The 22,000-nt window shown below is 71.1% G+C and carries 24 protein-coding genes and 1 pseudogene; 15 read left to right on the top strand and 10 right to left on the bottom strand.

What is annotated here, in order from left to right; all coding sequences use genetic code 11:
• Positions 1-105: 105 nt before the first annotated feature.
• The 11 genes from ACIQTO_RS07345 to ACIQTO_RS07295 all read left to right on the top strand — a co-directional run bounded on the left by ACIQTO_RS07345 (position 106) and on the right by ACIQTO_RS07295 (position 10,560).
• The gene (locus ACIQTO_RS07345) at positions 106-594 is read left to right on the top strand and encodes a phenazine biosynthesis protein (RefSeq protein ID WP_380576807.1); all 489 of its coding nucleotides are present in this window, start codon (positions 106-108) and stop codon (positions 592-594) included.
• Positions 595-622: 28 nt separating this feature from the next.
• Entirely contained in the window at positions 623-1,795 is a 1,173-nt protein-coding gene (locus tag ACIQTO_RS07340) for a 3-deoxy-7-phosphoheptulonate synthase (RefSeq protein ID WP_402384067.1), read from the top strand.
• Positions 1,796-1,849: 54 nt separating this feature from the next.
• A complete protein-coding gene (locus ACIQTO_RS07335) occupies positions 1,850-2,473 on the top strand; it encodes an isochorismatase family protein (RefSeq protein ID WP_380576805.1) in 624 nt (207 codons plus the stop codon).
• Complete coding sequence (locus tag ACIQTO_RS07330) at positions 2,470-4,401, top strand: anthranilate synthase family protein (protein ID WP_402384064.1); 1,932 nt, start codon at positions 2,470-2,472, stop codon at positions 4,399-4,401. The genes ACIQTO_RS07335 and ACIQTO_RS07330 overlap by 4 nt, the downstream gene beginning before the upstream one ends.
• Positions 4,402-4,491: 90 nt before the next feature.
• Positions 4,492-5,328: a PhzF family phenazine biosynthesis protein gene (locus tag ACIQTO_RS07325; RefSeq protein ID WP_402384061.1), complete on the top strand. Its 837-nt coding sequence runs from the start codon at positions 4,492-4,494 to the stop codon at positions 5,326-5,328.
• 121 nt (positions 5,329-5,449) lie between these two features.
• Positions 5,450-6,085 carry a phenazine biosynthesis FMN-dependent oxidase PhzG gene (gene phzG, locus ACIQTO_RS07320; protein WP_402384058.1) on the top strand — a complete coding sequence of 212 codons (636 nt, stop codon included), beginning with the start codon at positions 5,450-5,452 and terminating at the stop codon, positions 6,083-6,085.
• 159 nt (positions 6,086-6,244) lie between these two features.
• Positions 6,245-6,592, top strand: a complete 348-nt coding sequence (locus ACIQTO_RS07315; protein WP_402384055.1) for a nuclear transport factor 2 family protein — start codon at positions 6,245-6,247, stop codon at positions 6,590-6,592.
• Positions 6,593-6,682: 90 nt separating this feature from the next.
• Positions 6,683-7,048, top strand: coding sequence for a YybH family protein (locus ACIQTO_RS07310; protein ID WP_402384052.1), 366 nt, complete (start codon positions 6,683-6,685; stop codon positions 7,046-7,048).
• A 42-nt stretch (positions 7,049-7,090) separates the two neighbouring features.
• Positions 7,091-7,894, top strand: a complete 804-nt coding sequence (locus tag ACIQTO_RS07305) for a class I SAM-dependent methyltransferase (RefSeq protein WP_402384049.1) — start codon at positions 7,091-7,093, stop codon at positions 7,892-7,894.
• A gap of 44 nt (positions 7,895-7,938) precedes the next feature.
• On the top strand, positions 7,939-9,162 hold the full coding sequence (locus tag ACIQTO_RS07300) for an MFS transporter (protein WP_402384048.1): 1,224 nt from the start codon (positions 7,939-7,941) through the stop codon (positions 9,160-9,162).
• A 156-nt stretch (positions 9,163-9,318) separates the two neighbouring features.
• Entirely contained in the window at positions 9,319-10,560 is a 1,242-nt protein-coding gene (locus ACIQTO_RS07295; protein WP_402384045.1) for an IS701 family transposase, read from the top strand.
• 6 nt (positions 10,561-10,566) lie between these two features.
• On the opposite strand, the gene ACIQTO_RS07290 is transcribed toward ACIQTO_RS07295, so the two are convergent.
• The 3 genes from ACIQTO_RS07290 to ACIQTO_RS07280 form a co-directional block, all read right to left on the bottom strand.
• On the bottom strand, positions 10,567-10,824 hold the full coding sequence (locus ACIQTO_RS07290; protein WP_380576796.1) for a Prokaryotic metallothionein: 258 nt from the start codon (positions 10,822-10,824) through the stop codon (positions 10,567-10,569).
• Positions 10,825-10,924: 100 nt separating this feature from the next.
• Positions 10,925-11,323: an ACT domain-containing protein gene (locus ACIQTO_RS07285; protein ID WP_380576795.1), complete on the bottom strand. Its 399-nt coding sequence runs from the start codon at positions 11,321-11,323 to the stop codon at positions 10,925-10,927.
• A gap of 77 nt (positions 11,324-11,400) precedes the next feature.
• Positions 11,401-12,696, bottom strand: a complete 1,296-nt coding sequence (locus ACIQTO_RS07280; protein WP_402384042.1) for a hypothetical protein — start codon at positions 12,694-12,696, stop codon at positions 11,401-11,403.
• Between the two features lie 221 nt (positions 12,697-12,917).
• Between ACIQTO_RS07280 and ACIQTO_RS07275 the strand changes: the two genes are divergently transcribed.
• From ACIQTO_RS07275 to ACIQTO_RS07265, 3 genes are read left to right on the top strand one after another with little or no spacing between them, the layout of a single operon-like run.
• Positions 12,918-13,484, top strand: a complete 567-nt coding sequence (locus ACIQTO_RS07275) for a hypothetical protein (protein WP_402384041.1) — start codon at positions 12,918-12,920, stop codon at positions 13,482-13,484.
• 54 nt (positions 13,485-13,538) lie between these two features.
• A complete protein-coding gene (locus tag ACIQTO_RS07270; RefSeq protein ID WP_402384038.1) occupies positions 13,539-14,282 on the top strand; it encodes a TnsA-like heteromeric transposase endonuclease subunit in 744 nt (247 codons plus the stop codon).
• On the top strand, positions 14,270-15,685 hold the full coding sequence (locus ACIQTO_RS07265) for a transposase family protein (protein WP_402384036.1): 1,416 nt from the start codon (positions 14,270-14,272) through the stop codon (positions 15,683-15,685). Before ACIQTO_RS07270 ends, ACIQTO_RS07265 begins: the two co-directional genes overlap by 13 nt.
• A 161-nt stretch (positions 15,686-15,846) precedes the next feature.
• Here the strand turns inward: ACIQTO_RS07265 and ACIQTO_RS07260 are convergent, their stop codons facing one another.
• Positions 15,847-16,347 carry a hypothetical protein gene (locus ACIQTO_RS07260; protein WP_402384033.1) on the bottom strand — a complete coding sequence of 167 codons (501 nt, stop codon included), beginning with the start codon at positions 16,345-16,347 and terminating at the stop codon, positions 15,847-15,849.
• Between the two features lie 210 nt (positions 16,348-16,557).
• Between ACIQTO_RS07260 and ACIQTO_RS07255 the strand changes: the two genes are divergently transcribed.
• Positions 16,558-16,938, top strand: a complete 381-nt coding sequence (locus tag ACIQTO_RS07255; RefSeq protein ID WP_402384030.1) for a hypothetical protein — start codon at positions 16,558-16,560, stop codon at positions 16,936-16,938.
• A 39-nt stretch (positions 16,939-16,977) separates the two neighbouring features.
• Here ACIQTO_RS07255 and ACIQTO_RS07250 read toward each other — a convergent pair.
• From ACIQTO_RS07250 to ACIQTO_RS07225, 6 genes and pseudogenes are all read right to left on the bottom strand, one after another.
• Positions 16,978-17,094 (bottom strand): annotated as a pseudogene (locus ACIQTO_RS07250) (ATP-binding protein); the annotation flags it as partial.
• 14 nt (positions 17,095-17,108) lie between these two features.
• Entirely contained in the window at positions 17,109-17,294 is a 186-nt protein-coding gene (locus ACIQTO_RS07245) for a hypothetical protein (RefSeq protein WP_402384029.1), read from the bottom strand.
• Between the two features lie 5 nt (positions 17,295-17,299).
• Complete coding sequence (locus tag ACIQTO_RS07240) at positions 17,300-17,581, bottom strand: hypothetical protein (protein WP_402384027.1); 282 nt, start codon at positions 17,579-17,581, stop codon at positions 17,300-17,302.
• A 12-nt stretch (positions 17,582-17,593) separates the two neighbouring features.
• The gene (locus ACIQTO_RS07235) at positions 17,594-18,190 is read right to left on the bottom strand and encodes a DUF6262 family protein (protein ID WP_402384024.1); all 597 of its coding nucleotides are present in this window, start codon (positions 18,188-18,190) and stop codon (positions 17,594-17,596) included.
• Positions 18,187-20,784 (bottom strand): tyrosine-type recombinase/integrase, encoded by a 2,598-nt coding sequence (locus ACIQTO_RS07230; protein WP_402384021.1) that lies wholly within the window; start codon positions 20,782-20,784, stop codon positions 18,187-18,189. Before ACIQTO_RS07230 ends, ACIQTO_RS07235 begins: the two co-directional genes overlap by 4 nt.
• Positions 20,781-21,938, bottom strand: coding sequence for an integrase (locus ACIQTO_RS07225; protein ID WP_402384018.1), 1,158 nt, complete (start codon positions 21,936-21,938; stop codon positions 20,781-20,783). Before ACIQTO_RS07225 ends, ACIQTO_RS07230 begins: the two co-directional genes overlap by 4 nt.
• Positions 21,939-22,000: the final 62 nt, after the last annotated feature.

Raw genomic sequence — 22,000 nt, 5'->3', positions numbered from 1 at the left:
CGGGCCGGAAACCCCGGCAGGACATTCCCTGCACACCGGCCGTCGCCCTAGGCTGCACGAAGTCCGATTCGGAAGACCTCCGCCATTCACTTCGAGGGGATACCCATGTCCGATTTCACCAGCCCCCAGGGGTTCGCCGACGCGGCGGAGCTGCGCGCCAAGAACCGCGCCACCGTGGAGCGGTACATGCACACCCGGGGCGAGGACCGGCTGAAGCGGCACGAGCTCTTCACCGAGGACGGCAGCGGTGGCCTGTGGACCACCGACACCGGCTCCCCGATCGCCATCAACGGCCGGGACCGGCTGGCCGAGCACGCCGTCTGGTCGCTGAAGTGCTTCCCGGACTGGGAGTGGTACAACATCCAGATCTTCGGCACGGACGACCCGAACCATTTCTGGGTCGAGTGCGACGGGCACGGGAAGATCCTCTTCCCCGGTTACCCGGAGGGTTACTACGAAAACCACTTCCTCCACTCCTTCACGCTCGACGACGGAAAGATCAAGCAGAACCGCGAGTTCATGAACCCCTTCGAGCAGCTGCGCGCACTGAGCATTCCGGTGCCGGAGATCAAGCGCGAGGGAATACCCACCTGACCGGGTTCTCCCGGATTGGAGGCTCAGCATGGAAGACGTTCTGCGTGACATCCGCTTCCGTGAGGCCCTGCAACAGCCGACCTGGAGCGACGCGTCCCAGGTCCGGCGCGTCCACGAGACCCTGGCGGCCCGTCCGCCGCTCGCCCGGGCCGAGGACATCCGTTCCCTGCGGGCCGTCCTGGCCCGCGTCGCCGCCGGCGAGGCCAAGATCATCCAGGCCGGCGACTGCGCCGAGGACGTGAACGAGCACACCCCCGGTTACGTGGCCCGCAAGACGGCGGTGCTCGACCTGCTGGCCGGCGCCCTCCGGCTGGCGACCCACCAGCCGGTGGTGCGGGTCGGCCGGATCGCCGGGCAGTTCGCCAAGCCCCGCTCCAGCGGGACCGAGCACCACCGGGGCGTCGAGATCCCGTCGTACCGCGGGGACATGGTCAACGGGCCGGAGCCGGAGGCGGAGAGCCGGCGCCCCGACCCGCTGCGCATCCTGGCGGGCTACATGGCCGCGAACGAGATCATGGAGCACCTGGGCTGGAAGGGCCGGGCCGCCGGCACCGGCATCGAACTCCCGGTCTGGACCAGCCACGAGGCGCTGCTGCTGGACTACGAGATCCCGATGCTCCGCCAGGACGACCTGGGCCGGCTCTTCCTCGGCTCCGCGCACTGGCCGTGGATCGGCGAGCGCACCCGGCAGGTCGAGGGCGCCCATGTGGCCCTGCTCGCCGAGGTGTTCAACCCGGTCTCGTGCAAGGTCGGCCCGAGCATGTCCCCGGCCGAGCTGCTGGCCCTGTGCGCCCGGCTGGACCCGGGCCGCGAGCCGGGCCGGCTCACCCTGGTCGCCCGGATGGGCGCCGACGCCGTGGCCGACCGGCTGCCCCCGCTCGTCGAGGCGGTCAGGGCCGCGGGCCACCCGGTCATCTGGCTCGGCGACCCGATGCACGGCAACACCGTCTCGGCGCCCGACGGGAACAAGACCCGGATGGTGGAGACGGTGGCCCGCGAGGTCCGCGGCTTCGTGCGGGCCGTCACCGCCGCGGGCGGGGTGGCCGGCGGGCTGCACCTGGAGACCACCCCCGACGACGTCACCGAGTGCGCGTCCGACCACGCCGCCCTCGACCACGTCGGCGACACCTACACGAGCCTGTGCGACCCGCGGCTGAACCCGCGGCAGGCGCTCACCGTCGTCTCGGCCTGGAACGGCTGAGCCGGCCCACCCCCCCCCGTCCACCCGGAGCATCCGCGAACTGGAGGCCATGGCATGGCCGGCATACCGCCCATCACCCCGTATCCGCTGCCCACGGCAGGCGAATTGCCGGTCAACACCGCGCAGTGGGACGTCGACCCGGACCGCGCGGTCCTGCTCGTCCACGACATGCAGCGGTACTTCCTGAAGCCCTTCCCGGACACCGTGCGCGCCGAGCTGGTGCGCAACGCGGCGTCGCTGCGCGCCTGGTGCGTCGCGCGCGGGGTCCCGGTGGCCTACACCGCCCAGCCCGGCGGCATGACCGAGCAGGAGCGCGGTCTGCTCAAGGACTTCTGGGGGCCCGGCATGCGGACCGACCCGGTGGACCGCGAGGTCGTCGACGAGCTGGCGCCGGACCCGTCCGACTGGGTGTTCACCAAGTGGCGCTACAGCGCCTTCTTCCGCTCCGACCTGCTGGCGCGGATGCGCGCCGCGGGCCGGGACCAGCTGGTCGTCTGCGGTGTCTACGCGCACGTCGGTGTGCTGATGTCCGCGGTCGAGGCGTTCACCAACGACATCCAGCCGTTCCTGGTCGCCGACGCGACCGCCGACTTCTCCCGGGAGTTCCACGAGCTCGCGCTGCGCTACGCCGCCGACCGCTGCGCGATGGTCGTCACCACCAAGGAGGTCGTCGGATGAACGGCGGCCCCGCCCACGGGATGAACGGCGCCCCGGCCGACGACCTGCTGGGGCGGATCCTGGGCGACGACCCCGGGTCCTTCGCCCTGGTCCACCGGCCCGAGGCGACCGGTCCGGACCTCCTGGACGTGCTCGTCGGTGAGGTGTCCCACCCGGCCGCCCTGGCGGACCTCCCGCTGTCCGGCGGGCCGGTGGACGCCGGCGCCCCGGCCCGGCACGAGGTGCTCACGGTCATCCCCTACCGCCAGATCACCGAGCGCGGCTTCGCCGCCCCGGACGACGGCGCACCGCTGATCGCGATGACGGTGACGGACCAGCGGACGGTGCGCGTCACCGAGGTGCTGAGCCGGCTCCCGGACGTGGCCACCGACCTGACCGGCGGGCACTTCGACCTGGACGACGAGGCCTACGCGGACACCGTGCGCCGGATCGTCACGGAGGTCATCGGCGAGGGCGAGGGCGCCAACTTCGTCCTGAAGCGCTCGTTCGTCGCCGACATCACCGACTACGGACTGCACAGCGCGCTGGCGTTCTTCGGGCGCCTGCTGCGCCGCGAGAGCGGCGCGTACTGGACGTTCGTCATCCACACCGGCACCCGGACCCTGGTCGGGGCCTCGCCCGAGCGGCACATCAGCGTCAGCGACGGCGTCGCCGTGATGAACCCGATCAGCGGCACCTACCGGTACCCGCCGACCGGTCCGACCCTCCCCGAGGTGATGGACTTCCTCGCCGACCGCAAGGAGGCCGACGAGCTGTACATGGTGGTGGACGAGGAACTGAAGATGATGGCCCGGATCTGCGAGGAGGGCGGCCGGGTCACCGGCCCCTACCTCAAGGAGATGGCCCGGCTCGCCCACACCGAGTACTTCATCGAGGGGCGCACCGACCGCGACCCGCGCGAGATCCTGCGCGAGACGCTGTTCGCCCCGACCGTCACCGGCAGCCCGCTGGAGAGCGCCTGCCGGGTGATCGACCGCTTCGAGCCGCAGGGCCGCGGCTACTACAGCGGCGTCGCGGCCCTGATCAGCCGGGACGAGCGGGGCGGTCGGGGGCTGGACTCGGCGATCCTCATCCGGACCGCCGACATCGACGCCACCGGCCGGGTGCGGATCGGCGTGGGCGCCACCCTGGTCCGCCACTCCGACCCGGCGGCCGAGGCCGCCGAGACCAGGGCGAAGGCGGCCGGTCTGATCGCGGCGCTGGAGGACGGCACGGGCACCCGCTTCGGCACCCACCCGAGGGTGCGGGCCGCCCTGGCCAGCCGCAACGACACCATCGCGGACTTCTGGCTCCGCGAGCGGGCGGAGCGCGACCGCCCGCTGCCCGAACTGCTCGGCCGCGAGGCCCTGGTGGTGGACGCCGAGGACACCTTCACCTCGATGATCGCCCACCAGCTCCGGTCCATCGGGCTGTCGGTCACCGTGCGGCGCTTCGACGAGGCGTACTCCTTCGACGGGTACGACCTGGTGGTGATGGGGCCGGGCCCCGGGGACCCGGGCGAGGCCGGCAACCCGAAGATGGCGCACCTGCGCGAGGCGGTGGGCACCCTGCTCCGGGAGCGGCGGCCGTTCCTCGCCGTCTGCCTCAGCCACCAGGTGCTCAGTCTCCGGCTCGGCTTCCGGCTGGAGCGCCGCGCGGTGCCCAACCAGGGTGTCCAGAAGGAGATCGACCTCTTCGGCGCCCGGGAACGCGTCGGCTTCTACAACTCGTTCGCCGCCCGCGGCCACCAGGACGAGGTGGAGATCGAGGGCGTCGGCGCGGTGGAGGTGAGCCGGGACGCCGAGAGCGGTGAGGTGCACGCGCTGCGCGGCCCGCACTTCGCCTCCATGCAGTTCCACGCCGAGTCGGTGCTCACCCAGGACGGGCCGCGGATCGTCGCCGCCGCTGTCCGCGACGTCCTGCGGTCGACCGCCGTCAGCCCCGCGTGACCGCCGCCGGCCGCACCCGACCCCGGTCGGCCCCGTCCGACACCCGCCCGCCGACCGGGCGGGCCCCCAGACCAGTTGGAGAGCAGAAGAATGCACCGATACGCGGTGGTGGACGCCTTTGCCGAGGAGCCGCTGCGGGGCAACCCCGTGGCCGTGTTCTTCGGGGCCGACGACCTCTCGGCCGAGCGCATGCAGCGCATCGCGAGGGAGATGAACCTCTCCGAGACCACGTTCGTGCTCTCGCCCGAGAAGGGCGGTGACGCGCGCATCCGCATCTTCACGCCGGTCAACGAACTCCCCTTCGCCGGACACCCGTTGATCGGGACGGCGATCGCCCTCGGCAACGAGCGGGAGTGCGACGGGCTGCGCCTGGAGACCTGGATGGGCTCGATCCCCTTCGAGCTGGACCGGGTCGACGGCAAGGTGGTCGGCACCCGGATGCGGCAGCCGGTCCCCACCTGGGAGCCCTTCGCACGGGCCGACGAACTGCTGGCCGCCCTGGGCGTGGCGGGCTCGACCCTGCCGGTGGAGATCTACCGCAACGGGCCGCGGCACGTCTTCGTCGGCTTCGAGAGCGTCGAGGCGCTGTCGGCGGTCGACCCCGACCACCGGGCGCTGGCCCGCTTCGAGGACATGGCGACCAACTGCTTCGCCGGCTCCGGCAGTCACTGGCGCAGCCGGATGTTCTCGCCGGCCTACGGCGTGGTCGAGGACGCCGCCACCGGTTCGGCGGCGGGGCCGCTCGCGATCCACCTGGCCCGGCACGGACTGATCGAGCACGGCAAGCCGATCGAGATCCTCCAGGGCGTCGAGATGGGCCGTCCGTCGCTGATGTTGGCGCGGGCCGAGGCCACCGACGGGGTGATCGACTTCGTCGAGGTCGGCGGCAGCGGCGCGGTCTTCGCCCACGGCACGGCCACCGTCTGAGCCCACCCGGTGCCCGGGTACGCGGCGGGGCCTTGGCCCATCCGGTGCCCGAGCCCACCCGGTGCCCGGGCCCGCGGCGGCGCCCGAACCACCCCATGACGACACATCGACGGAGGAGCAGATGAGCGCAGGCAGGTCCGAGACCATGACCGGGACGGTCGACACCGACTTCCCGGAGTACGACAACCCGCCGCCCGGACCGGCCGGCCTGGTCCGTAGCTGGTACGAGCGGGCCCAGCGGCTGGGGGTGCGCGAGCCCAGGGCGCTCGCCCTGGCCACCGCGGACGAGCGGGGCCGCCCCTCGACCCGGATCGTCGCCGTGAACGAGATCACGGACGAGGGCCTCGTCTTCGCGACCCACCTGGGCAGCCAGAAGGGCCGGGAGATGACCGAGAACCCCTTCGCCTCGGGCGTCCTGTACTGGCGCGAGACCAGCCAGCAGATCTCGGTCAGCGGCGCGGTGGAGCTGCTCGGCCCCGACGTGGCCGACGCCAAGTGGCTGGAGCGGCCGCTGTTCACCCACGCCGCCTCGGTGACCTCCCGGCAGAGCGAGGAACTGCGGGACATGGCCGCGTTCAAGGCCGAGGTCTCCCGGGTCGCCGAGTTCGGCCCCCAGCCGCGTCCGGCGAGCTACGTGGCCTACCTGCTGCGGTTCGACGGCGTCGAGTTCTGGGCCAACGGCGCCGACCGGGTGCACGAGCGACTGCGCTACGACCGGACCGGCACGGGGTGGACGACCCGGCGGCTGCAGCCCTGAACCCCCTCCGGCCTGCGGCGCGGAGCCGTCGGCGGGCCGACCTGACATAGTCCTCCGCCGGGCGTCGCCCGGCCGGCGGCGGCGCGAGCAGACTCTCGGTGCGGGGCCGCCGGGCGGCCCCCGGGGCAGCCGGCCTCGCGCACAACGCTGGGAGATCCCATGGCCGATGACGCCGAGCAGGTGGCCGCCGCCTACTTCAGTAGCTGGCGGAACAAGGAATTCACGACACTGCGCCGGCTGCTCGCCGACGACGTCGAGTACGAGGGCCCGCTGGCGCGGCACGGCAGCGGCGACGCGGTCGCCGGGGCGCTGGAGGGCATGGCGGGCATCACCGTCGACCTGGTCGTCGAGCGGACCTTCGTGGACGACGGCTCCGTACTGACCTGGTTCGTCCTGCACACCACGATCGCGGAACCGACCCCGGTCGCGAATCTGATGCGGGTCGAGAACGGAAAGATCACCAGACTGCGCGCCGTCTACGACCCTCGCGGGTTGACGAGCGCGTGAGCTCCCCCGAGGGCTCGACCCCCTGACGACCGGCCGCCGAAGGCCGGTCACCGAGACCGGTCGTCGACGACCGAGGAAAGGGCGGACTCCATGACCGCTGTACGCGAGAAGGCCACCGAGCCCGAGGACCTGGCCCGGATCTGGGTCGAGCTGGCGAACGCCGGCGACGCCGAGGGCCTCGCCGAACTCTACGAGCCGGACGCCGTGATGGCCTTCCCGATCGGCCGCCTGCACGTCGGCCGGGACGCCATCCGGGCGGCCTTCGCGGAGATGCTGACCCGGTTCTCCGCCTTCGCGCCGGAGGAGACGGTGCCCACGCTGCGCAGCGGCGACCTCGCCCTCACCTCGACCGTCCCGGCCGACGACAGCACGGGCCGGTACCAGGTCGCGCGGCGCCAGCCGGACGGTACCTGGCTGCGGGTCCTCCACTCGTCCGGCTACGTCGTCGAGTCCTGACCCACCACCCGGCCGGCCATCCCCAGGAAAGGGCACCACGCGATGAGCGGAAACCTCGTACACGCCGACGCATACACCACCGGGCTCCTGAGCAAGGACCTGCCGACCGAGCTCACCCGGCTCCAGCTGCTGGAGAAGACCTACGACCCGGGCACGGTGAAGGTCCTGGAGCGGCTCCGGCCGGAGCCCACCTGGCGCTGCCTGGAGCTGGGCGCCGGCGCCGGGTCCGTCGCGTACTGGATGGCCGACCGGGTGCCCGCCGGCAGCGTGGTCGCCGCCGACATCGACCCGCGGTTCATCGACGCCGGCCGGGCGGCCAACCTGACCGTCCAGTGCGCGGACATCACCACCGAGGACTTCCCGGAAGGCTCGTTCGACCTGGTGCACGCCCGGGCGGTGTTCATGCACCTGCCGCAGCGCGAGGAGGTCCTCCGGCGCGCGGTGCGCTGGCTCGCCCCCGGGGGCTGGCTGGTGGTGGAGGACGTCTACTTCCTGCCCGCCGAGGACTCGCCGTACCCGCAGTGGCGGCAGGCCAACGGGGCGTGGACGACGGCGCTCGCGGCGCAGGGCATCGACCTGGCCTGGGCCCGCCGGATCCCGGCGGCGCTCACCGACGCCGGCTGCGTCTCGGTGGGCGTCTCGGTCACCCCCGGCGGCCTGGGCGTGGACGACGACCAGGACGAGCTGCTGCGCATCCGGCTGTTGCAGAGCGGTGACCGGCTCGTCGGCGCCGGTCTGGCGACCGCCGAACAGATCGACCAGGCCCGGCTGCTGGTGGAGAGCCACCCCGCGCCGGACGTCTCGACCCTCGTCTACTCGGGGTGGGGCCAGAAGCCCGCCCGGTAGCCGAGTTCCAACCCGACCCCCTGATCTCCCCGGCGGTGTAATCCATGACCACGACCGAGCCCCTGAGCAGTGCCACCAAGTCCCCTGCTCCACCGGGATCGAGCGGCGTCATCGCATGGTTGTCGTTCGCGACCATGTTCGTGATCGGGACCGACACGTTCCTCGTCGCCCCCATGCTCCCCACGCTCGCCGACAGCTTCGACGTCTCCACCGGTGTCTCGGGCTGGATGGTCAGCGCCTACGCCCTCGGCTTCGCGCTCTTCGCCCTGGTGGCCGGCCCGCTGTCGGACGGCCGGGACCGGCGCGGCGTGCTGCTGCTCGGCTTCGCCGGCTTCACGGTGGCCACCGGGCTGTGCGCCGTCGCCCAGGGCTTCTGGACGATGATCCTCTTCCGGCTGCTGGCCGGGATGTCCGCCGCCCTGGTGACCCCGCAGATCTGGGCCTCGATCCCGGTCCTGGTGCCGGGCGGCGCGGTGGTGCGGACGATGGGCTTCGCCGGGGCCGGCATGTCCATCTCCCAGGTCGTCGGCGTGCCGATCGGCGGCTGGCTGGCCGCGTCGTCCTGGCACGTGCCGTTCGTGGCGGTGGCCGGCCTGGCCGCCGTGGCCTGGCTGGTCCTCTGGCGGGTCTTCCCGTCGGTGCCCGCCCCGCCCGCGTCGGCGACGAGCAGCTTCTTCGGCACCTACGCCTCGCTGTTCCGGTCCCGCACCTTCACCTGGTACCTGGTCGCCTATCTCGCCTACCAGACCGGCGTGTTCGAGACCTTCTCGTTCATCGGGTCCTGGCTGGGCAAGGACTTCGGGCTGGGCGTCTCGGCGATCGGCGCCGCGATGATGGCGCTGGGCACCGGCATGGCGATCACCTCGCTGTTCGGCAGTCACATCATCAAGCGACTGGGCCAGGAGCGCACGCTCGCCATCGCGCTCGCCGCGCTGGTCGTGATCTACGGCGCGGTGCCCTTCGCGCCCGACCTGGCCGTGGCGATCGTCCTGCTGGCCCTCGGCTCCGCCGTCCTGGGCATGAACTACCCGATCTTCATGGCCATGCTGCTCTCCCAGACCACCGCCGCGCGCGGCACGGTCTCCTCGCTGGCCACCACGGCGCTGTACGCCGGGACGACCATCGGCGGCATCGTCGGCGGCATCCTGCTGACCGACTTCGACGGCTTCTACGGCGTCGCCGGCTTCACGGTGCTGGCCCTGCTGGTCGCCTTCGCGATCTTCGCCGCGGCGGGCGCCTTCCGGGTCCGCGAGGCCGAGCCCGCGTGATGACCCGACAGGTGCGGGTCCCCTGATCCGAGCGGTGTGCTCCGTCATCCCCCGGCGGTGGAGCACACCGCTCGCACGCGTTCGCACCACCCGCCCGGATCCCGTGTCCGGGCCGTCGCCGGGGCGCCCCACCGCCCACGACCAGGGGGATGTGTCATGACCGGTACCGCCGCCCGGCACGAGGTCCTCGCCGACCTGTGCGACCACCTCTTCGCGTCACTGCCGCGGAGCGACCAGCGAAGGACCGGCCGGGACTACCTCCGCGGCCTGCTGACCACGAAGGGGCGCAAGTCCTTCCGCAACATGGCGGTGGGCCTGGGCGGCGACGCCACCCTGGAACAGCGGCTGCACCACTTCGTCAGCTGCTCCACCTGGGAGTGGATGCCGATGCGCCGGGCGCTGGCCGCGTACATGGCCGCCGCCGCGCCGCCGGCGGCCTGGGTGCTGCGCCCGATGGTCGTCCCCAAGGAGGGGGACAGCACCGTCGGGGTGCACCGGCGCTACGTCCCCGCCCTCGGCCAGTTCCTGAACGCCCAGTTCGCCGCCGGTCTCTGGGGCGCCTCCCCGGCGGAGCCGGAGCGGGCCCACCCGGTCGGCTGGCGGCTGCTGCTGACCAGGGACTGGCTCGACGACGAGGCGGCCCGGGCCCGGACCGCCGTCCCGGACGGGCTGCTGCCGGAGTCACCGGTGGACTGCGCGATCGAGGCCTACCTCGCGATGGCCGGTGCCGGGGCCGACGGGACGGTGACCGACCCGGCCGGGCGGCCCGGGGCCCGCCCGCTGGTGATGGCGGGGGACGCCGAGGTGGTCCGCGCCGTCCACCGGCTGCGGGCGGCCCGGGTGCCCTTCGTCGTGCGGGCCGATGCCGCGCTGCCGCTCACCGTGGTCGGGGCCCGTGAGGCGGACGGCGGCCCGGCCCGGCCGGCCGGCCCGCACGTCCTGACCGCGTCGGAGAGCCTGCGCCGCTGCGCCGACCCGGGGGCCGCGGGGCACCGCACGGGACGGTTGGGCCCGCTGGCGGCCGTCCGGGTCCGGTCGCCGTTCGCGCACGCCGGCGCGGACCACCTGCCCGACGCCCACGACCTGCTGCTGCTCGGCACCGGGGCCGATCCCCACCGGCGGCCCGAGGAGGTCTGGCTGACCAATCTGCTCGACGCGGACGCCGCCGAACTCACCGGCCTGATCTCGCTGCTCGGCGCCGTCGACGACTCCTTCGCCCGGATCACCGACCGGGTCGGCGTCCGGGACTTCACCGGACGGACCTACCCCGGCTGGAACCGCCATGTGACGCTGGCCTCGGCCGCGCACTGCGTCACCCTGCTCGCGGGGGAGCGGCCGGCCCGCCCCGGTGCCGCGGACCGTCCCGGGAACGGAGGCCCGCCCGGGACGGCGGGCTAGGACGGGCTAGGACGGGTGCGCCCCGACCGCGTCGCGGATCTGCTCACCCAGACCGCCGTTGACGCGGGCGCAGTGGGCGCAGCAGAAGAACCGGCCGGCCACCTCGACGCCGTGGCCGACGATCCGGACCTGGCAGTGTTCGCAGCGCGGGGCCAGCTTCTCCATCGCGCATTCGAAGCTGTCGAAGGTGTACACGTCGCCGGTGATCGTCTTGATCTCGAAGGACAGCCAGTAGTCGTTGGAACAGACGTCGCAGACCGCCATGGGGCCGTCTCCCTTCCTGTCGGGGGCTGACCGACCTGGCGGGCGCTCAGTCCTCCCAGTCTCGGAGCCCCCCGGGGGAGCGGCCACCCGGCGCACCCGGTCAGGCGGACCGGGCCGACAGCTCCTCCAGGGCGCGCACCGCCCGGTCGGCGTCGTCGGCGCCGACGAACAGGTGGTCGTGGTGGAAGCCGGCCACCACGTTGCAGCTGATCCCCTCCTCGGCCAGCCGGGCCGCCACGGCGGCGGTCAGGCCGACGGCCTCCAGCGCCGAGTGGATGTGCAGGGTGATCCAGGCCGCCACGTACTCGTAGCGCAGGCCGAGCGCGTCGGCCTCCTCCTGGGCCACCACCACCGTCACGCCCTCGGGTTCGGCGACGGTCACCACCGGCCGCATCCCGGCGGGCACCTTCGCGGGCAGCGTGCAGTACACGTAGCGCCCCGGGTTGAGCCGAGGGCGCATTCCGCGCAGCAGGGTCGCAAGATCTCTTTCACCGGCCATGCCCGCCACCGTAACGGCTGGGGGCGGGTGGTGGCCCGCCCCCGGCCGTGCCGTCACGGCGTGTCGCCGGCCGGCGGTCAGCCCTGCGTCTTGTGGCGCCGGCTCTTCAGCATCAGGGCGCGCGAGAACTGGTCGTCGGCCGTCGTGGTCTTCTTGGGGAAGTTGGCGTTCATCAGCTTCTGGTAGGCGTCCGGCCGGAATTCGGCCATCAGGAGCCAGCCGCTGCGGACGTAGTCGGTGGGCGCGCTGTTGCCGGCGCCGTCGGCGCCGTCGATCCGGCCCGCGTAGTGCCGCGGCGCCTTGCTCATCACGTCCACGAAGGTGTTCGCCAGCGGGGCCAGCATGGCCGGGGTGATCTTGTACCGGCCGGACAGGTAGGCCCGGTACAGCCCCGCGCAGTCCAGGCTGCCGTGGTTGTTGTCCTCCTTGCCGTTGGTCGCCGGGGCGTATCCCCAGTCGTAGGCCGGCTTGCCGGAGTGGTCGGTGTAGGTGCGCACCGAGGAGAAGAACCAGTCGACGCTGGTCTGCACCAGCGCGTCGTACTTCTTGACCCGCTGCGGGTCGTCCCCGAGGAGCTGGTGCGCGATCGCCAGGTTCTGGAAGGCGTAGTCGAACATCATCTGCTGGTTCCACGGCACCGGCTGCCCGCCCTTGTAGGGGGAGTCGGCCGCGAAGTACTGGCGGTTGCCCTTGGAGACGTCCAGCAGCCGGGCCAGGATGTGCCGGTCGACGGCGGTGTCCGCCTCCGCGACGAACTTCTTGGCGCGGTCGAGGTAGGTGGCGCCGTACCCGTGCGGGTCGCCGGTCGTCACGGGGGTCTGCCAGATGGCCGGCGTCCGCAGGATCAGCCGGGCGCAGTTGGCGAGGTGGCCCACCGGGTCGCCCTGCTCGCCGCCGGTGCCGACGGGCTTGGTGGTGACGTCGTTGGGCCAGGCGGGATCCACCTTGCCGGTCCAGAGCACGTGCTGCCCGACCGGGGGCTTGGCCAGGTCGTTGCGCTCGGAGAGGACGGCGTCGCAGAAGCCGATCATCCGGTCGAGGACCGCGCGGTCGGCGGAGACCTCGTACACCAGGCCCATCGCCTTGGTGTCCTCGCCGCTGTGCCCCTGGGCCCACTGGTTGCCGATGTTGTCCGCGGCCGGGGTCAGCGTCTGGATGTAGGACTTGAAGGACGTGATCTCGTCCGGGGTGACCGGGCCGTCCAGGCTGCTGAACGTCAGGGCCGGGCGGTTGCTGCGGGCCGCGGCCACGGGTGCGGTCGCCCCCGTCCCCTCCTGTCCGGACGCCACGGTGGCGATCACGATCACGCCGACGCCGAGACTGATCAGCCTCGTGCTTCCGAGCAGGACCTTCACGGGTTTTCTCGGGGCCATGTGCGGACCTCCTGGGCGTCGGTCAGGCCGGCTGACCGTGGTGGGCCGTGGTTCGGGCGGGCCGAACCGGCCGGCCCGGAGGGCCGACACCTGGGTTGACGGCCCTCGTGCCGGCCCGGGTTCACCTGACCTGTCTCAGCGAAGAATCCGTGATTCTCAGCGAAGGTTGACGGCTGCCCGTTAGTCTCAGCGAAGTTTGATCGCTGCTTCGCGAGGTAGGGATGGCGTTGAAGACGCTGGTGGAAGAGGCCGTTGTAGAGGCACTTCAAGCCGGGGGAGACGAGGCGGTTCGCCTGTACGTCGCCGCCTGTGCCGAGCGGATGGCTCCCTTGTTCATCGGTCTGCGCGCGGGCGATTCGGCACGGAAGGCTGACGTGGACTTCGTCGTGGAGTCCGTGGGCGGGCTTTGGTTCGCCGACCGCCCTCTGCCCGATGCCGTTGATCGTGTAGGCCGGCTGGAGCGGTTCCCCGAGCTTCAACCAGCTGAGGAAGGGATCACCGGCGTCGCGGACACGTACACGTTCTTCGCCGCCCTCGTCCTGCGGTATGCCCTGCTGGCCAACGGCTCCGGGGAGGTCGATCACGCGGTGTCGTGCGGCCACGCGGCGCTCACCGCGATGGGCATGCTGGACCAGAACGCCGCGGGCGCCTCCTTTGCTGCTGACGAGCGACGACTTCAATCTCTTTCGGTGTCCGACACCGTCGCTGGTCTGTGGGAGGCGAGTGTGGCGGCTGGGCGGGAGCGATTCCGCGCGGTGCTGAGCCGCACCACAGGTGGCGGACGCTGAAACCGGCGGTCTCAGGCACATGGGGGTGGGTTCGTGGCAAATGCTCTGTCCAGCGTGTTCAGCGACGAGGCGTTAGACGCCTTTGAGCTGGACTTCTTCGACGGTGGAAGCCGTCGCCGGATGTCGTTGGGGTTGGGGTGGCGGACGCGCTTCGAGGCGGTCGAGCCAGTACGGCCGTTCCGCTGGGACAAGGGCGGGCAGGGCTTCGCGGGCTGGTACTTCTCCGTGACGATGCGCGACCACGTGGGCTACGAGTCGTGGCTGGAACGGGATCGGCTCATCTTGCTCGACCGCGATCCGCAGGTCGCGGGGATCGCGTCGCAGCCGTTCTGGCTCCACTGGCACGACGGCACGAGGAAACGCCGCCATGCCCCCGACTACTTCGTTCGGCTGGCCGACGGGCGGTCCCGGGTCGTGGACGTTCGCGCCGAGGACGACATGGACGAGGAGACCGACGAGGCGTTCGCGGCGACTGATCGCGCCTGCCGGGCGGTGGGCTGGGAGTTCGAGTGGGCGGGGCGGCCCGCGCCGGTCTTCATGGCGAACATCCGCTGGCTGGCCCGTTACCGGCGGGCGCGTTGTCGTGGCCAGGTGGCGATGACCGACCGGCTCGTGGAGGTGTTCCGGGAGCCAAAGGGCCTCTGGGAAGGGGCCGAGCTGATCGGGGACCGGCTGGAAGTACTGCCGGTGCTGTTCCACATGCTCTGGTCCGGAGTCCTGGGCACGGACCTGGCGGGAGGCCTGATGCAGACCGACAGCTTGGTCTGGGTGGAGGAGGGAGAGCGGTGGGCAGGCTGAAGCGTCCGCCGGCCCTGGCGGTCGGCGACAGGATCAGGTTCGCCGGGCAGGTGAGGGGCGTCCTGGAGGTCACCGCGCAGGCGGTGGTGCTGGAGGACACCGGCGAGCCGCACTGCGTGGTGGCCTTGGTCGAGCTGTTCCAGGCGGAGGACTTCGAGGTCCTCTTCCAGCCCGAGCGGATGCCGCTGCCTGCTTCGTCCCTGCTGGAGACGCTCCCGGCGGAGACGATCAGGCAGGCGATGTGGTGGGAGGGCCACATCCTGGAGGTGCTACACGGGCTGCCGCCCGACGCGGCGCCTGGAACTGAACCGCGTCCTGAGTACGGTCCGGGAGTCTCGCTGACCGCCCGGGAGAAGGCCAAGGCGGCCGAGCTGACGCGGGCCGGGCATCAGGTCACAGCCAGCACCGTCGCCCGGTTGCGACGCCGCTACCTGCACGACGGGGTCGTGGGCCTGGCCGATCTCCGCTCGGCGCGCAAGATGCCGCAGTTCGGGTCGGTGGATCCGGCTGTGGTCGACGCGATGCGGCAGGCGATCAAGGAGGGTGTCGACGCCTCCACTCGGACGGGCTCCTATCTGATCTGGCGCACGCGTGAGATTCTCCGCCAGTCGCCTGGTGGGGACGCGGTCGGCTGGCCCTCCAGGCCGACCCTCTACCGGCTCCTGGCGAAGCTCACCGCCGGCACCCATGCCACCGGATCGGCGGTCACGCGCCGGTCGAAGGCCCATGGGGCGAACGCGCCGTTCGGTGAGTTGACGGTGTCGGCGCCGGGCGAGGTGATGCAGATGGACTCCACACCGTTGGACGTGCTGGTCCGGCTGGACAACGGGGTGGTGGGCAAGGTCGAGCTGACGGGGATGATCGACGTCGCGACGAGGACGTTGTCGGCGGCGGTGCTGCGGCCGTCGACGAAGTCGGTGGACGCGAGCGTGCTGCTGGCCCGCACGGTCACCCCTGAGCTGATGCGGCCAGGCTGGGTGGACGCGCTGAAGATGTCCCGCTCGGTGCTGCCGCACCGGCGGCTGCTGACCCTGGACGAGCGCCTGGAGCACGCGGCGGCCAAGCCAGTGATCGTCCCGGAGATGATCGTCTACGACCACGGCAAGGTGTTCGTCTCCCGCAACTTCCGGTCCTCCTGCCGGTTCCTGGAGATCGACTGCCAGCCCACCCACAAGGGATCGCCCTTCGAGAAGGGCCACATCGAGAAGATGCTCGGCTCAGTGGCCACGATGTTCGCCCAGTTTCTCCCGGGCTACACCGGCCGCAACACCGACCGGCGCGGCCGTCACCTGGAGCGAGAGAATCTGTGGTCGCTGCCCGAACTGCAGGACCTGCTGGACGAGTGGATCGTCGACCAATTTACCGACCGCGGGAGCTCATGTTCCGGCTCTGACCTGCGGTGATTCATAGACTACATGTCCGCGACGGTCAGGTGAGGCCGTTTCCGTAGCTCATCTGGGTGGTCTCGTGTGTCGGCCCGTCTGTTGCGCGACGTTGGGGATGTGCATGCAGGTGACGTTGTCGTTGCCGACGAGGCTCGGTGAACACGGCGTCGGCTTCATGCTCAGGGTGTCACCGGGTTTCCGGTGTTCGCGGGGCAGTCGTGCTGGTCGGGCTGGGGTCCTGCGATGTTAAGGACGGGGTCTTCTCCTTCGGGGATTTCGAAGACGAAGACGACGCCGGAGGCCGTGGCCTGGACCGAGCACTGGTTGTCGAAGGTCAGCGGTGTGTAGGGCTGCCAGGCGCAACCGGTGCGGTCGAGAGATTCGATCACGTCGGCGTACTTGATCTTGCCGGGGAATGTCTCTCTGCCGACCAGGCCGATGGGGAGATCGATGACATCACGCCAGGTCTGGAGACAGATCAGGATGATCTTCTGGCAGCGGCAGACACTCAGCTCAAGGTCGCCGTAGGCGAACAGACGCGGCCATGATCGACGCTTCCCGATGACCACTTCAAAGGGCTCACCGAGGGCCGCAGTGACCTCGTCCCAGGTGGCACCGTTCGAGACCGGACCCAGCCGTCCCGACTGGGCGAGTTCCGTCAGGACGTCGAGAAGCTCCATGGGGCAGGAGCCTGTCATCTGCGGCGACGGGCTGTCCAACGGCTTTGGGCAGGGTGAGGCTGCGGGAAGCGAGTGCCGGGGTACTGACTCACGTGCCCAGGTAGGGGTGCGAAGTGACGTGCTCAGTCGTCAGGTCCTGGCTCGGCCTTGAAGTCGCTTGCGGGGGAAGCTCCGACAGCTGATCATGTGGCCTGATGAAGAGGGGGCGGCATGGGGCTGTGTCTGTTTGCCAATGATGGAGATGTCAGCTCGCCGGACCTGAGTCTGTCGTGCAGTGGCTTCAACAGGTTTCGTCAGCGGTTGGCGCGGGCCGAGGGCTTTGAGCTTCCCGAGATGCGAGGGTTCGGCGGAGATCGGTCATGGGGTGACGTCTCGACGTCGCTGGCGCCGTTGCTCGATCATCCGGATGACGATGGTGAACTCTCGGTTGCCGAGTGCGATGCTGTCCTTCCTCGGTTGGAGGAGATCATCGCGCGGTGGGCGGCCGAGGGCGGGGACGTGCTGTTGCGGCAGCACGTCGAATACGGCCGCGAGCTGGTGGTCGTGTTGCGGCTCTGTGTGGAGAAGGGCGTCGAGCTCATCTTCGGGTGACTGCCGACCCGCCCTCGTGGGGAGTGACGTGTCCGGTCGTCAGGCGACTTCGGCGTCGCCTTCGATGGCGCTGAGCCGGTTCTTCAGCTGGTAGCTGGGCCCGTTGATCGGGACGACGTCGCAGTGGTGGAGAAGCCGGTCGAGGATCGCGGTGGCCGGCAATCCGGGGTTCATCGCTGGCCGGGGCCGTCGTAGTAGCCCGGGCGAGCCAGCAGGACTGAGTTGAAGTAGTAGCCCTGTTCGTCTTCGGGGTCGTCGTCACCCTGGAACGGGCGCCAGAAGCTGAGGAGTAGGTCCGGCGCGACGAAGGACGCGGGATCGTCCTCCGCCGCGACAATCGTGGTGATCTCGGACATGCGTGTCACGACGTCGCGGGCCGCAGCGCGAAGACGTCGATGCCTCGGAAGACAACGGCGTCGGCCGGCTCGCAGGGGCGTCCCAGTTCGACGGCTTCCAGGAGGTCGCGTGCGCATCCGATGCTGATCATCAGGCCGCTCGGCCGGAAGATGTGCTGACCCGCCCGGTCGGATGGGGAGGCTGTCGTGGGTTCCCGCAGCGATTCCAGCGCGCTGTTGGCATCCTGGCGCGACATGCCGATCCGGAGGGGGCCGACGCCTGTGGGCGGGGCGAGCTCGAAATGCATGTGCGCATCGTGTCATGGCGCGTTTCGGTCGGCCGGAGGGCCTGCGATGCGGGCTTCGAGGTCGGCGACGCGGCGGTCCTGGAAGCGGAGGTTGGTGCGGGCGGCCTTGAGGCGTTCGTCGAGGGTGCGGTTGTCGGTGGTGAGCTGGCGGACGCGCTGCTTGAGGGTGGTGTTCTCCGTGGTGATCCGCTGGAGGGTCTCTTCTGTCCACTCGGCTTGCAAGTCGCGGACCTGGCCGAGGAGTTCGCCGATTCGGGTGCGCTGGGACTGGATCTCGGCGTGGGCGGCCTTGAGTGCTTCCTCGGCGTTCAGCGCGCGTTCACGCCAGGTCGCCTCGCGCTCGTCCTCCTGCTCGGCGAGGCTTCGGTGGCGCTGGCCGCCGGCCTCGGCCAGCACTGCAGCGACGGCGGTTCTGGCTTCAGGGTTGTCATAGAGGAAGGTGCGGGAGACGTCCGCGCGGCGGGCGACAGCGGCGACGCTGACCGGGGCTTTTTCCCGGCGGAGGCGGGTAATGGCCTCGTGGACGCGTCCGAGCGCGGTCTGTGTCTTGCGGTGCCGGGCGGCGAGGGCCGCAGCGGTGCGGGTCTGGGGGATGCTGTGGGTGTTCATGCGACCTGCCCTGCCATGTCGTCCGCGCCCTCGGAACCAGCCTCGGCGAGGTCGGCCGCGCGGAATGCGGTGGACCAGATCCGCTGGAAGTAGTCCTGGGGTTTGCGCAGGTCTAGGGCGAGCGCGTCGTCGAGGAGGCCCAGTCCTGCGAGGGCTTTCTCAAGGCCGTCGATGGCGCGGGCGGTGGGCTCGAAGTAGTGGTGGAGGTAGTCGGCGGTGGTGTCGTCTGGGGCTCCTTCGGCCAGCAGCCGCCACTGCTCGCGCTTGCGTCGCCAGTAGAGGAGGTCGGCGCCGGAGAGTACGAACTTGTCGCAGTTGTGGCAGTCAAGGTTCCAGGGGCAGGCGCCGCCGTCGACGACGGGTTGGAAGGTGCAGAAGCCGCCCTCGGCCGGGGTGCTGCGGCGGGACAGGTCGACGGCGATGGCCTGGGCCTGCTCGCGGGTGAGCGGGGTTGTCGGTTCGGTGAGGAGTTCGCCGGGCTTGGCGGTGCCGGGCCCGGCGACCCAGACGTGCTGCAGGACGTCCTCCAGGTCGGACTGGGTCAGGTGGATGTAGTGCTCGGCCATCCGCTCCGAGACGTGGCCGAGGTAGCGGCGGACGTGGGTCAACGTCGCGCCGGCCCGCAGTAGGCTGGTCGCCAGCGAGTGGCGGGCCTGGTGGGGAACCCCGCGGCCGATGTCGAGGTCGTCGATCCAGGGCTTGAAGCCCTTGTGGAACCACTTGTAGCTCAGCGGCCGGCGTCCGTCGCGGTTGCGGATGTTGGTGGGGAACAGCGCCATGTGGTCGCGTTCCTCGGCCGTGGGCGGCCGGTTGTTCCGGGCCTCGAACAAGGTCAGGGACTTTTGCTGGCGGACTTCCAGGAGCTGGTGGACGCGCTCGGGGATCCGCAGGGCCTGGTCGTAGTTGCCGACTTTGGTCTGGTCGTGCCAGAGCATCGGCAGTCCGCCGTAGCGGCCGAGGCAGTCCAGGCGGAGCTGGAGGACCTCGCCGCAGCGGCGGCCAGTGACGAGGATGGTCTCCCAGGCGTCCCTCAGGCCGCGGTCGAACGGGTCGTGGGTCTCGGCGAGCCGGCTCAGGTTGGTCTCGTCGGCGAGCGCGCGGGCGACATCGTCGGAGAACGGCTGCCGAGAGCGGCTGATCATCCGCCCTGGGGCGGGCATGGCCGCGATGAAGGCCCGGTCGAGGCCGAGGCGTTCGGCCTCCCCCGACTCCAGTGCCCCGCGCAGGAGCCGCCGGGTGCGGTGGAAGACGCGCTGTCGGGTGTTGGCGGTCACGATCGACGGCTTGCCGTGGACGCCTCTGGCCGCCAGCGAGGCGAGGCCGTCCCGCTCGCGTTGCCGCTGGTCGGCGACGAACTGGTGCATGTGCTCTGCGGTCAGCGCCCGCGGGTCGTGGCCGCCGGCGGGAGCGTGGAGTTCCAGGAAGGTGCTCAGTTCCAGGCCGGCTCGGCGCATGTCGTCGAAGGTGCCTCCGCTGCGCGGGCAGCTGGGAGAACGCAGGATTGCGACCAGGTGGTCCCAGATCAGGTCGCGCAGCCATCGCTGGGAAACGCCGGTGAGGTCCATGTGGACCGAGCGGCCGGTGAGCTTCCGTCCGAAGTGCTCGGTGAGGATGTATCCGAGTTCGCGCGTCTCGGTCGGCGTCACGTAGAGGGGGTGCAGCCAGTCGGTCACGGCCCGGACGATGTGGACCGCCTCGCGGCTGACCGCCTTCTGCAGGAGCCGTTCCTCCTCCGAGCCAATGTCGGTCAGCGACCGCAGGCCGTGCTCGCGGGCGAAGTTCGCCAGGCCCTGCCAGGTGACCAGTTCCCAGCGGCCGTGGGCCTTCTGGGTGTAAACGAACATGCCCCACTTGATCTCGGCCCGCAGCAGCGGGTGCAGGCCCCGGAGGTTGACCTGTGCGGGGCGGAGCACGGCCGGGGCGGTCGCGCACCAGCGGTGGAAGGCGTGCTCGTCCTGGTAGCTGACCGGCGCGACCAGCCCTCGGCGCCCGTAGCGGTTACCCCACTGCGATGGCAGGGCCGCTCCACCAGGTCTGCCGTCTCTGCCGTAGCGGCGCTCGTGCCGGAAACACAGCCCGAGCGGGGAGTCCGCCAGTTCCGGGCAGACCTGGACCCGGCAACTGCCGAAGCCGGGCAGCGCGTGCTGATCGAGGAGCCAGGCGTCGAAGTCGGCGTCGCCGCTGCGGCGGCCGCGATGGTTGTACCAACGGAACTCGTGGTAGTGGCAGAGCTCCAGAGTGAGGTGACGGGCGGGCCGCCCCGGGCAGATCTGGCAGGAGCGTTGCTCGACCCCATCCCCGGGGCCGACGGGCGGCGCGGTGCGGAGGAACTCGGCTCGTGTTCCTCCCTGGTCGCGGTGCTCGCGCCAGAGCATCTCGTGGGTTGAGCACAGGTCGCCATGCCCCATCGTGGACCTCTCGCACTCCGCCGTCAGGCAGTTCCACCGGTAGACCGGGTGGTTCGGCGGGACCTTGACGATGTCGGGGCGGAACAGCTGGTCGAACGACGGGCTGCTGATCAGCGCGGTCAGGACTTCCAGCCGGTCCCGGCCGGTGCGGGTGTCCTGCTGCGGCAACAGGGTCGTCACGGTCACTTCGGCTCACCCCAGACCGTGCGCAGGGCCGCGTCGAAAGCGGGATCGTGGATGTCGACGTGGCCGTAAACCTCGTCGACCGTGGCGGCCGACGCCCAGCCGCCGGCGTCGCGGGCGATCAGCAGGTTGCCGTCCGATGCGTCGAGAACCGCGCTGGTGAAGCTGTGGCGGAAGGCATGGGGTTTCACCAGGCCCAGGCCGGAGCGTTTCCCGGCGCGGCCGAGCATCCGGCGGGCCCCGACCGGTGCCCACGGCTGCCCGGTCCCGGGGCCGTGGAGCTGGACCAGGAGCATCCCGTGCCCGGCGGCACCGCGCGGATACTCACCGCCGGTGAGGTACTCGAAGTAGGTGTGCACCATCGCCGGGCTGACCCGCTTGATCAGCCCGCCGGTCACCGTGCCGTGCTCGATCCGCCAGGGGTGCTTGGTCTTCGCCTCAGCCCGGTTCGGATTGTCCGGCCGGTGGCAGACGTGCAGGTGAGGGCTGCGGCACTCGCCGCAGGCCGCGTTCTCGCGCAGGTGCAGGTCCACCAGGTGCAGCCCGCAGAGCTCGCCGATCCGAAGCCCTCCGTCGGCCAGCCAGGTCACCAGCAGCCGGTCCCGGGCCGAGTTCACCGTCTCCAACAGTCGCTCGCGAGCCCCGTCCGGCAGCATCTTCGGATGCCGGCGGTGCGGTCCCTTCGGCGCGAGCGGGTTCGCGGGCATGGCCGTCTTCACGTGCCCCAGGAGCGAGCGGTGACGGTCCACCCGCGACGGCAGCCGAGTGCCGTCGAGCTTCCCACCGAGCTCGACGTTGACGCCGAGAGAGGCTTGGTGCAGGTAGAAGCCCTTCACGCAGGAGGCCGTCGCCGACAGCGCGGACCGGCCGTAGGGGCGCTTGCCCACCCGCCACGGCTCCCCGAGCGGCATGCGGACCTCAGCCCCGACCATGCCCATGTACCGCTCCAGATCCCGCAGTTGAACCGCGCTGAACGCCAGGCACTCACGCTCCAGCCAGCGCAGATGGTCCACCAGCAGATACGCGTAGGTCCGCTGCGTGCCCGAGCCGTCGTGCTGCCGCAGGAACCGGTCCGCCTCAACGTGCACCGTGCCCTCGGGCCAGAGGATCGTCCACGACCTCCGCCCGCACTTCCGCTCGATCTGTTGGACCCTCAAGTCCCCGATGATGACGTGTCGTGCCACTTGCCCTCCGTACCGACTTCGGAACATGACGGACG

Source organism: Kitasatospora sp. NPDC091207 (assembly GCF_044768625.1).
GTDB lineage: Bacteria > Actinomycetota > Actinomycetes > Streptomycetales > Streptomycetaceae > Kitasatospora.
The sequence above is the reverse complement of the archived record's forward strand: the minus strand, read 5'-3'. Positions and strand labels throughout refer to the sequence as shown.

Coding starts and splice junctions, on each gene's coding strand:
- ACIQTO_RS07345 (WP_380576807.1), top strand. CDS start 106: ATGTCCGATTTCACCAGCCCCCAGGGGTTCGCCGACGCGGCGGAGCTG.
- ACIQTO_RS07340 (WP_402384067.1), top strand. CDS start 623: ATGGAAGACGTTCTGCGTGACATCCGCTTCCGTGAGGCCCTGCAACAG.
- ACIQTO_RS07335 (WP_380576805.1), top strand. CDS start 1,850: ATGGCCGGCATACCGCCCATCACCCCGTATCCGCTGCCCACGGCAGGC.
- ACIQTO_RS07330 (WP_402384064.1), top strand. CDS start 2,470: ATGAACGGCGGCCCCGCCCACGGGATGAACGGCGCCCCGGCCGACGAC.
- ACIQTO_RS07325 (WP_402384061.1), top strand. CDS start 4,492: ATGCACCGATACGCGGTGGTGGACGCCTTTGCCGAGGAGCCGCTGCGG.
- phzG (WP_402384058.1), top strand. CDS start 5,450: ATGAGCGCAGGCAGGTCCGAGACCATGACCGGGACGGTCGACACCGAC.
- ACIQTO_RS07315 (WP_402384055.1), top strand. CDS start 6,245: ATGGCCGATGACGCCGAGCAGGTGGCCGCCGCCTACTTCAGTAGCTGG.
- ACIQTO_RS07310 (WP_402384052.1), top strand. CDS start 6,683: ATGACCGCTGTACGCGAGAAGGCCACCGAGCCCGAGGACCTGGCCCGG.
- ACIQTO_RS07305 (WP_402384049.1), top strand. CDS start 7,091: ATGAGCGGAAACCTCGTACACGCCGACGCATACACCACCGGGCTCCTG.
- ACIQTO_RS07300 (WP_402384048.1), top strand. CDS start 7,939: ATGACCACGACCGAGCCCCTGAGCAGTGCCACCAAGTCCCCTGCTCCA.
- ACIQTO_RS07295 (WP_402384045.1), top strand. CDS start 9,319: ATGACCGGTACCGCCGCCCGGCACGAGGTCCTCGCCGACCTGTGCGAC.
- ACIQTO_RS07290 (WP_380576796.1), bottom strand. CDS start 10,824: ATGGCGGTCTGCGACGTCTGTTCCAACGACTACTGGCTGTCCTTCGAG.
- ACIQTO_RS07285 (WP_380576795.1), bottom strand. CDS start 11,323: ATGGCCGGTGAAAGAGATCTTGCGACCCTGCTGCGCGGAATGCGCCCT.
- ACIQTO_RS07280 (WP_402384042.1), bottom strand. CDS start 12,696: ATGGCCCCGAGAAAACCCGTGAAGGTCCTGCTCGGAAGCACGAGGCTG.
- ACIQTO_RS07275 (WP_402384041.1), top strand. CDS start 12,918: ATGGCGTTGAAGACGCTGGTGGAAGAGGCCGTTGTAGAGGCACTTCAA.
- ACIQTO_RS07260 (WP_402384033.1), bottom strand. CDS start 16,347: ATGGAGCTTCTCGACGTCCTGACGGAACTCGCCCAGTCGGGACGGCTG.
- ACIQTO_RS07255 (WP_402384030.1), top strand. CDS start 16,558: ATGGGGCTGTGTCTGTTTGCCAATGATGGAGATGTCAGCTCGCCGGAC.
- ACIQTO_RS07245 (WP_402384029.1), bottom strand. CDS start 17,294: ATGTCCGAGATCACCACGATTGTCGCGGCGGAGGACGATCCCGCGTCC.
- ACIQTO_RS07240 (WP_402384027.1), bottom strand. CDS start 17,581: ATGCATTTCGAGCTCGCCCCGCCCACAGGCGTCGGCCCCCTCCGGATC.
- ACIQTO_RS07235 (WP_402384024.1), bottom strand. CDS start 18,190: ATGAACACCCACAGCATCCCCCAGACCCGCACCGCTGCGGCCCTCGCC.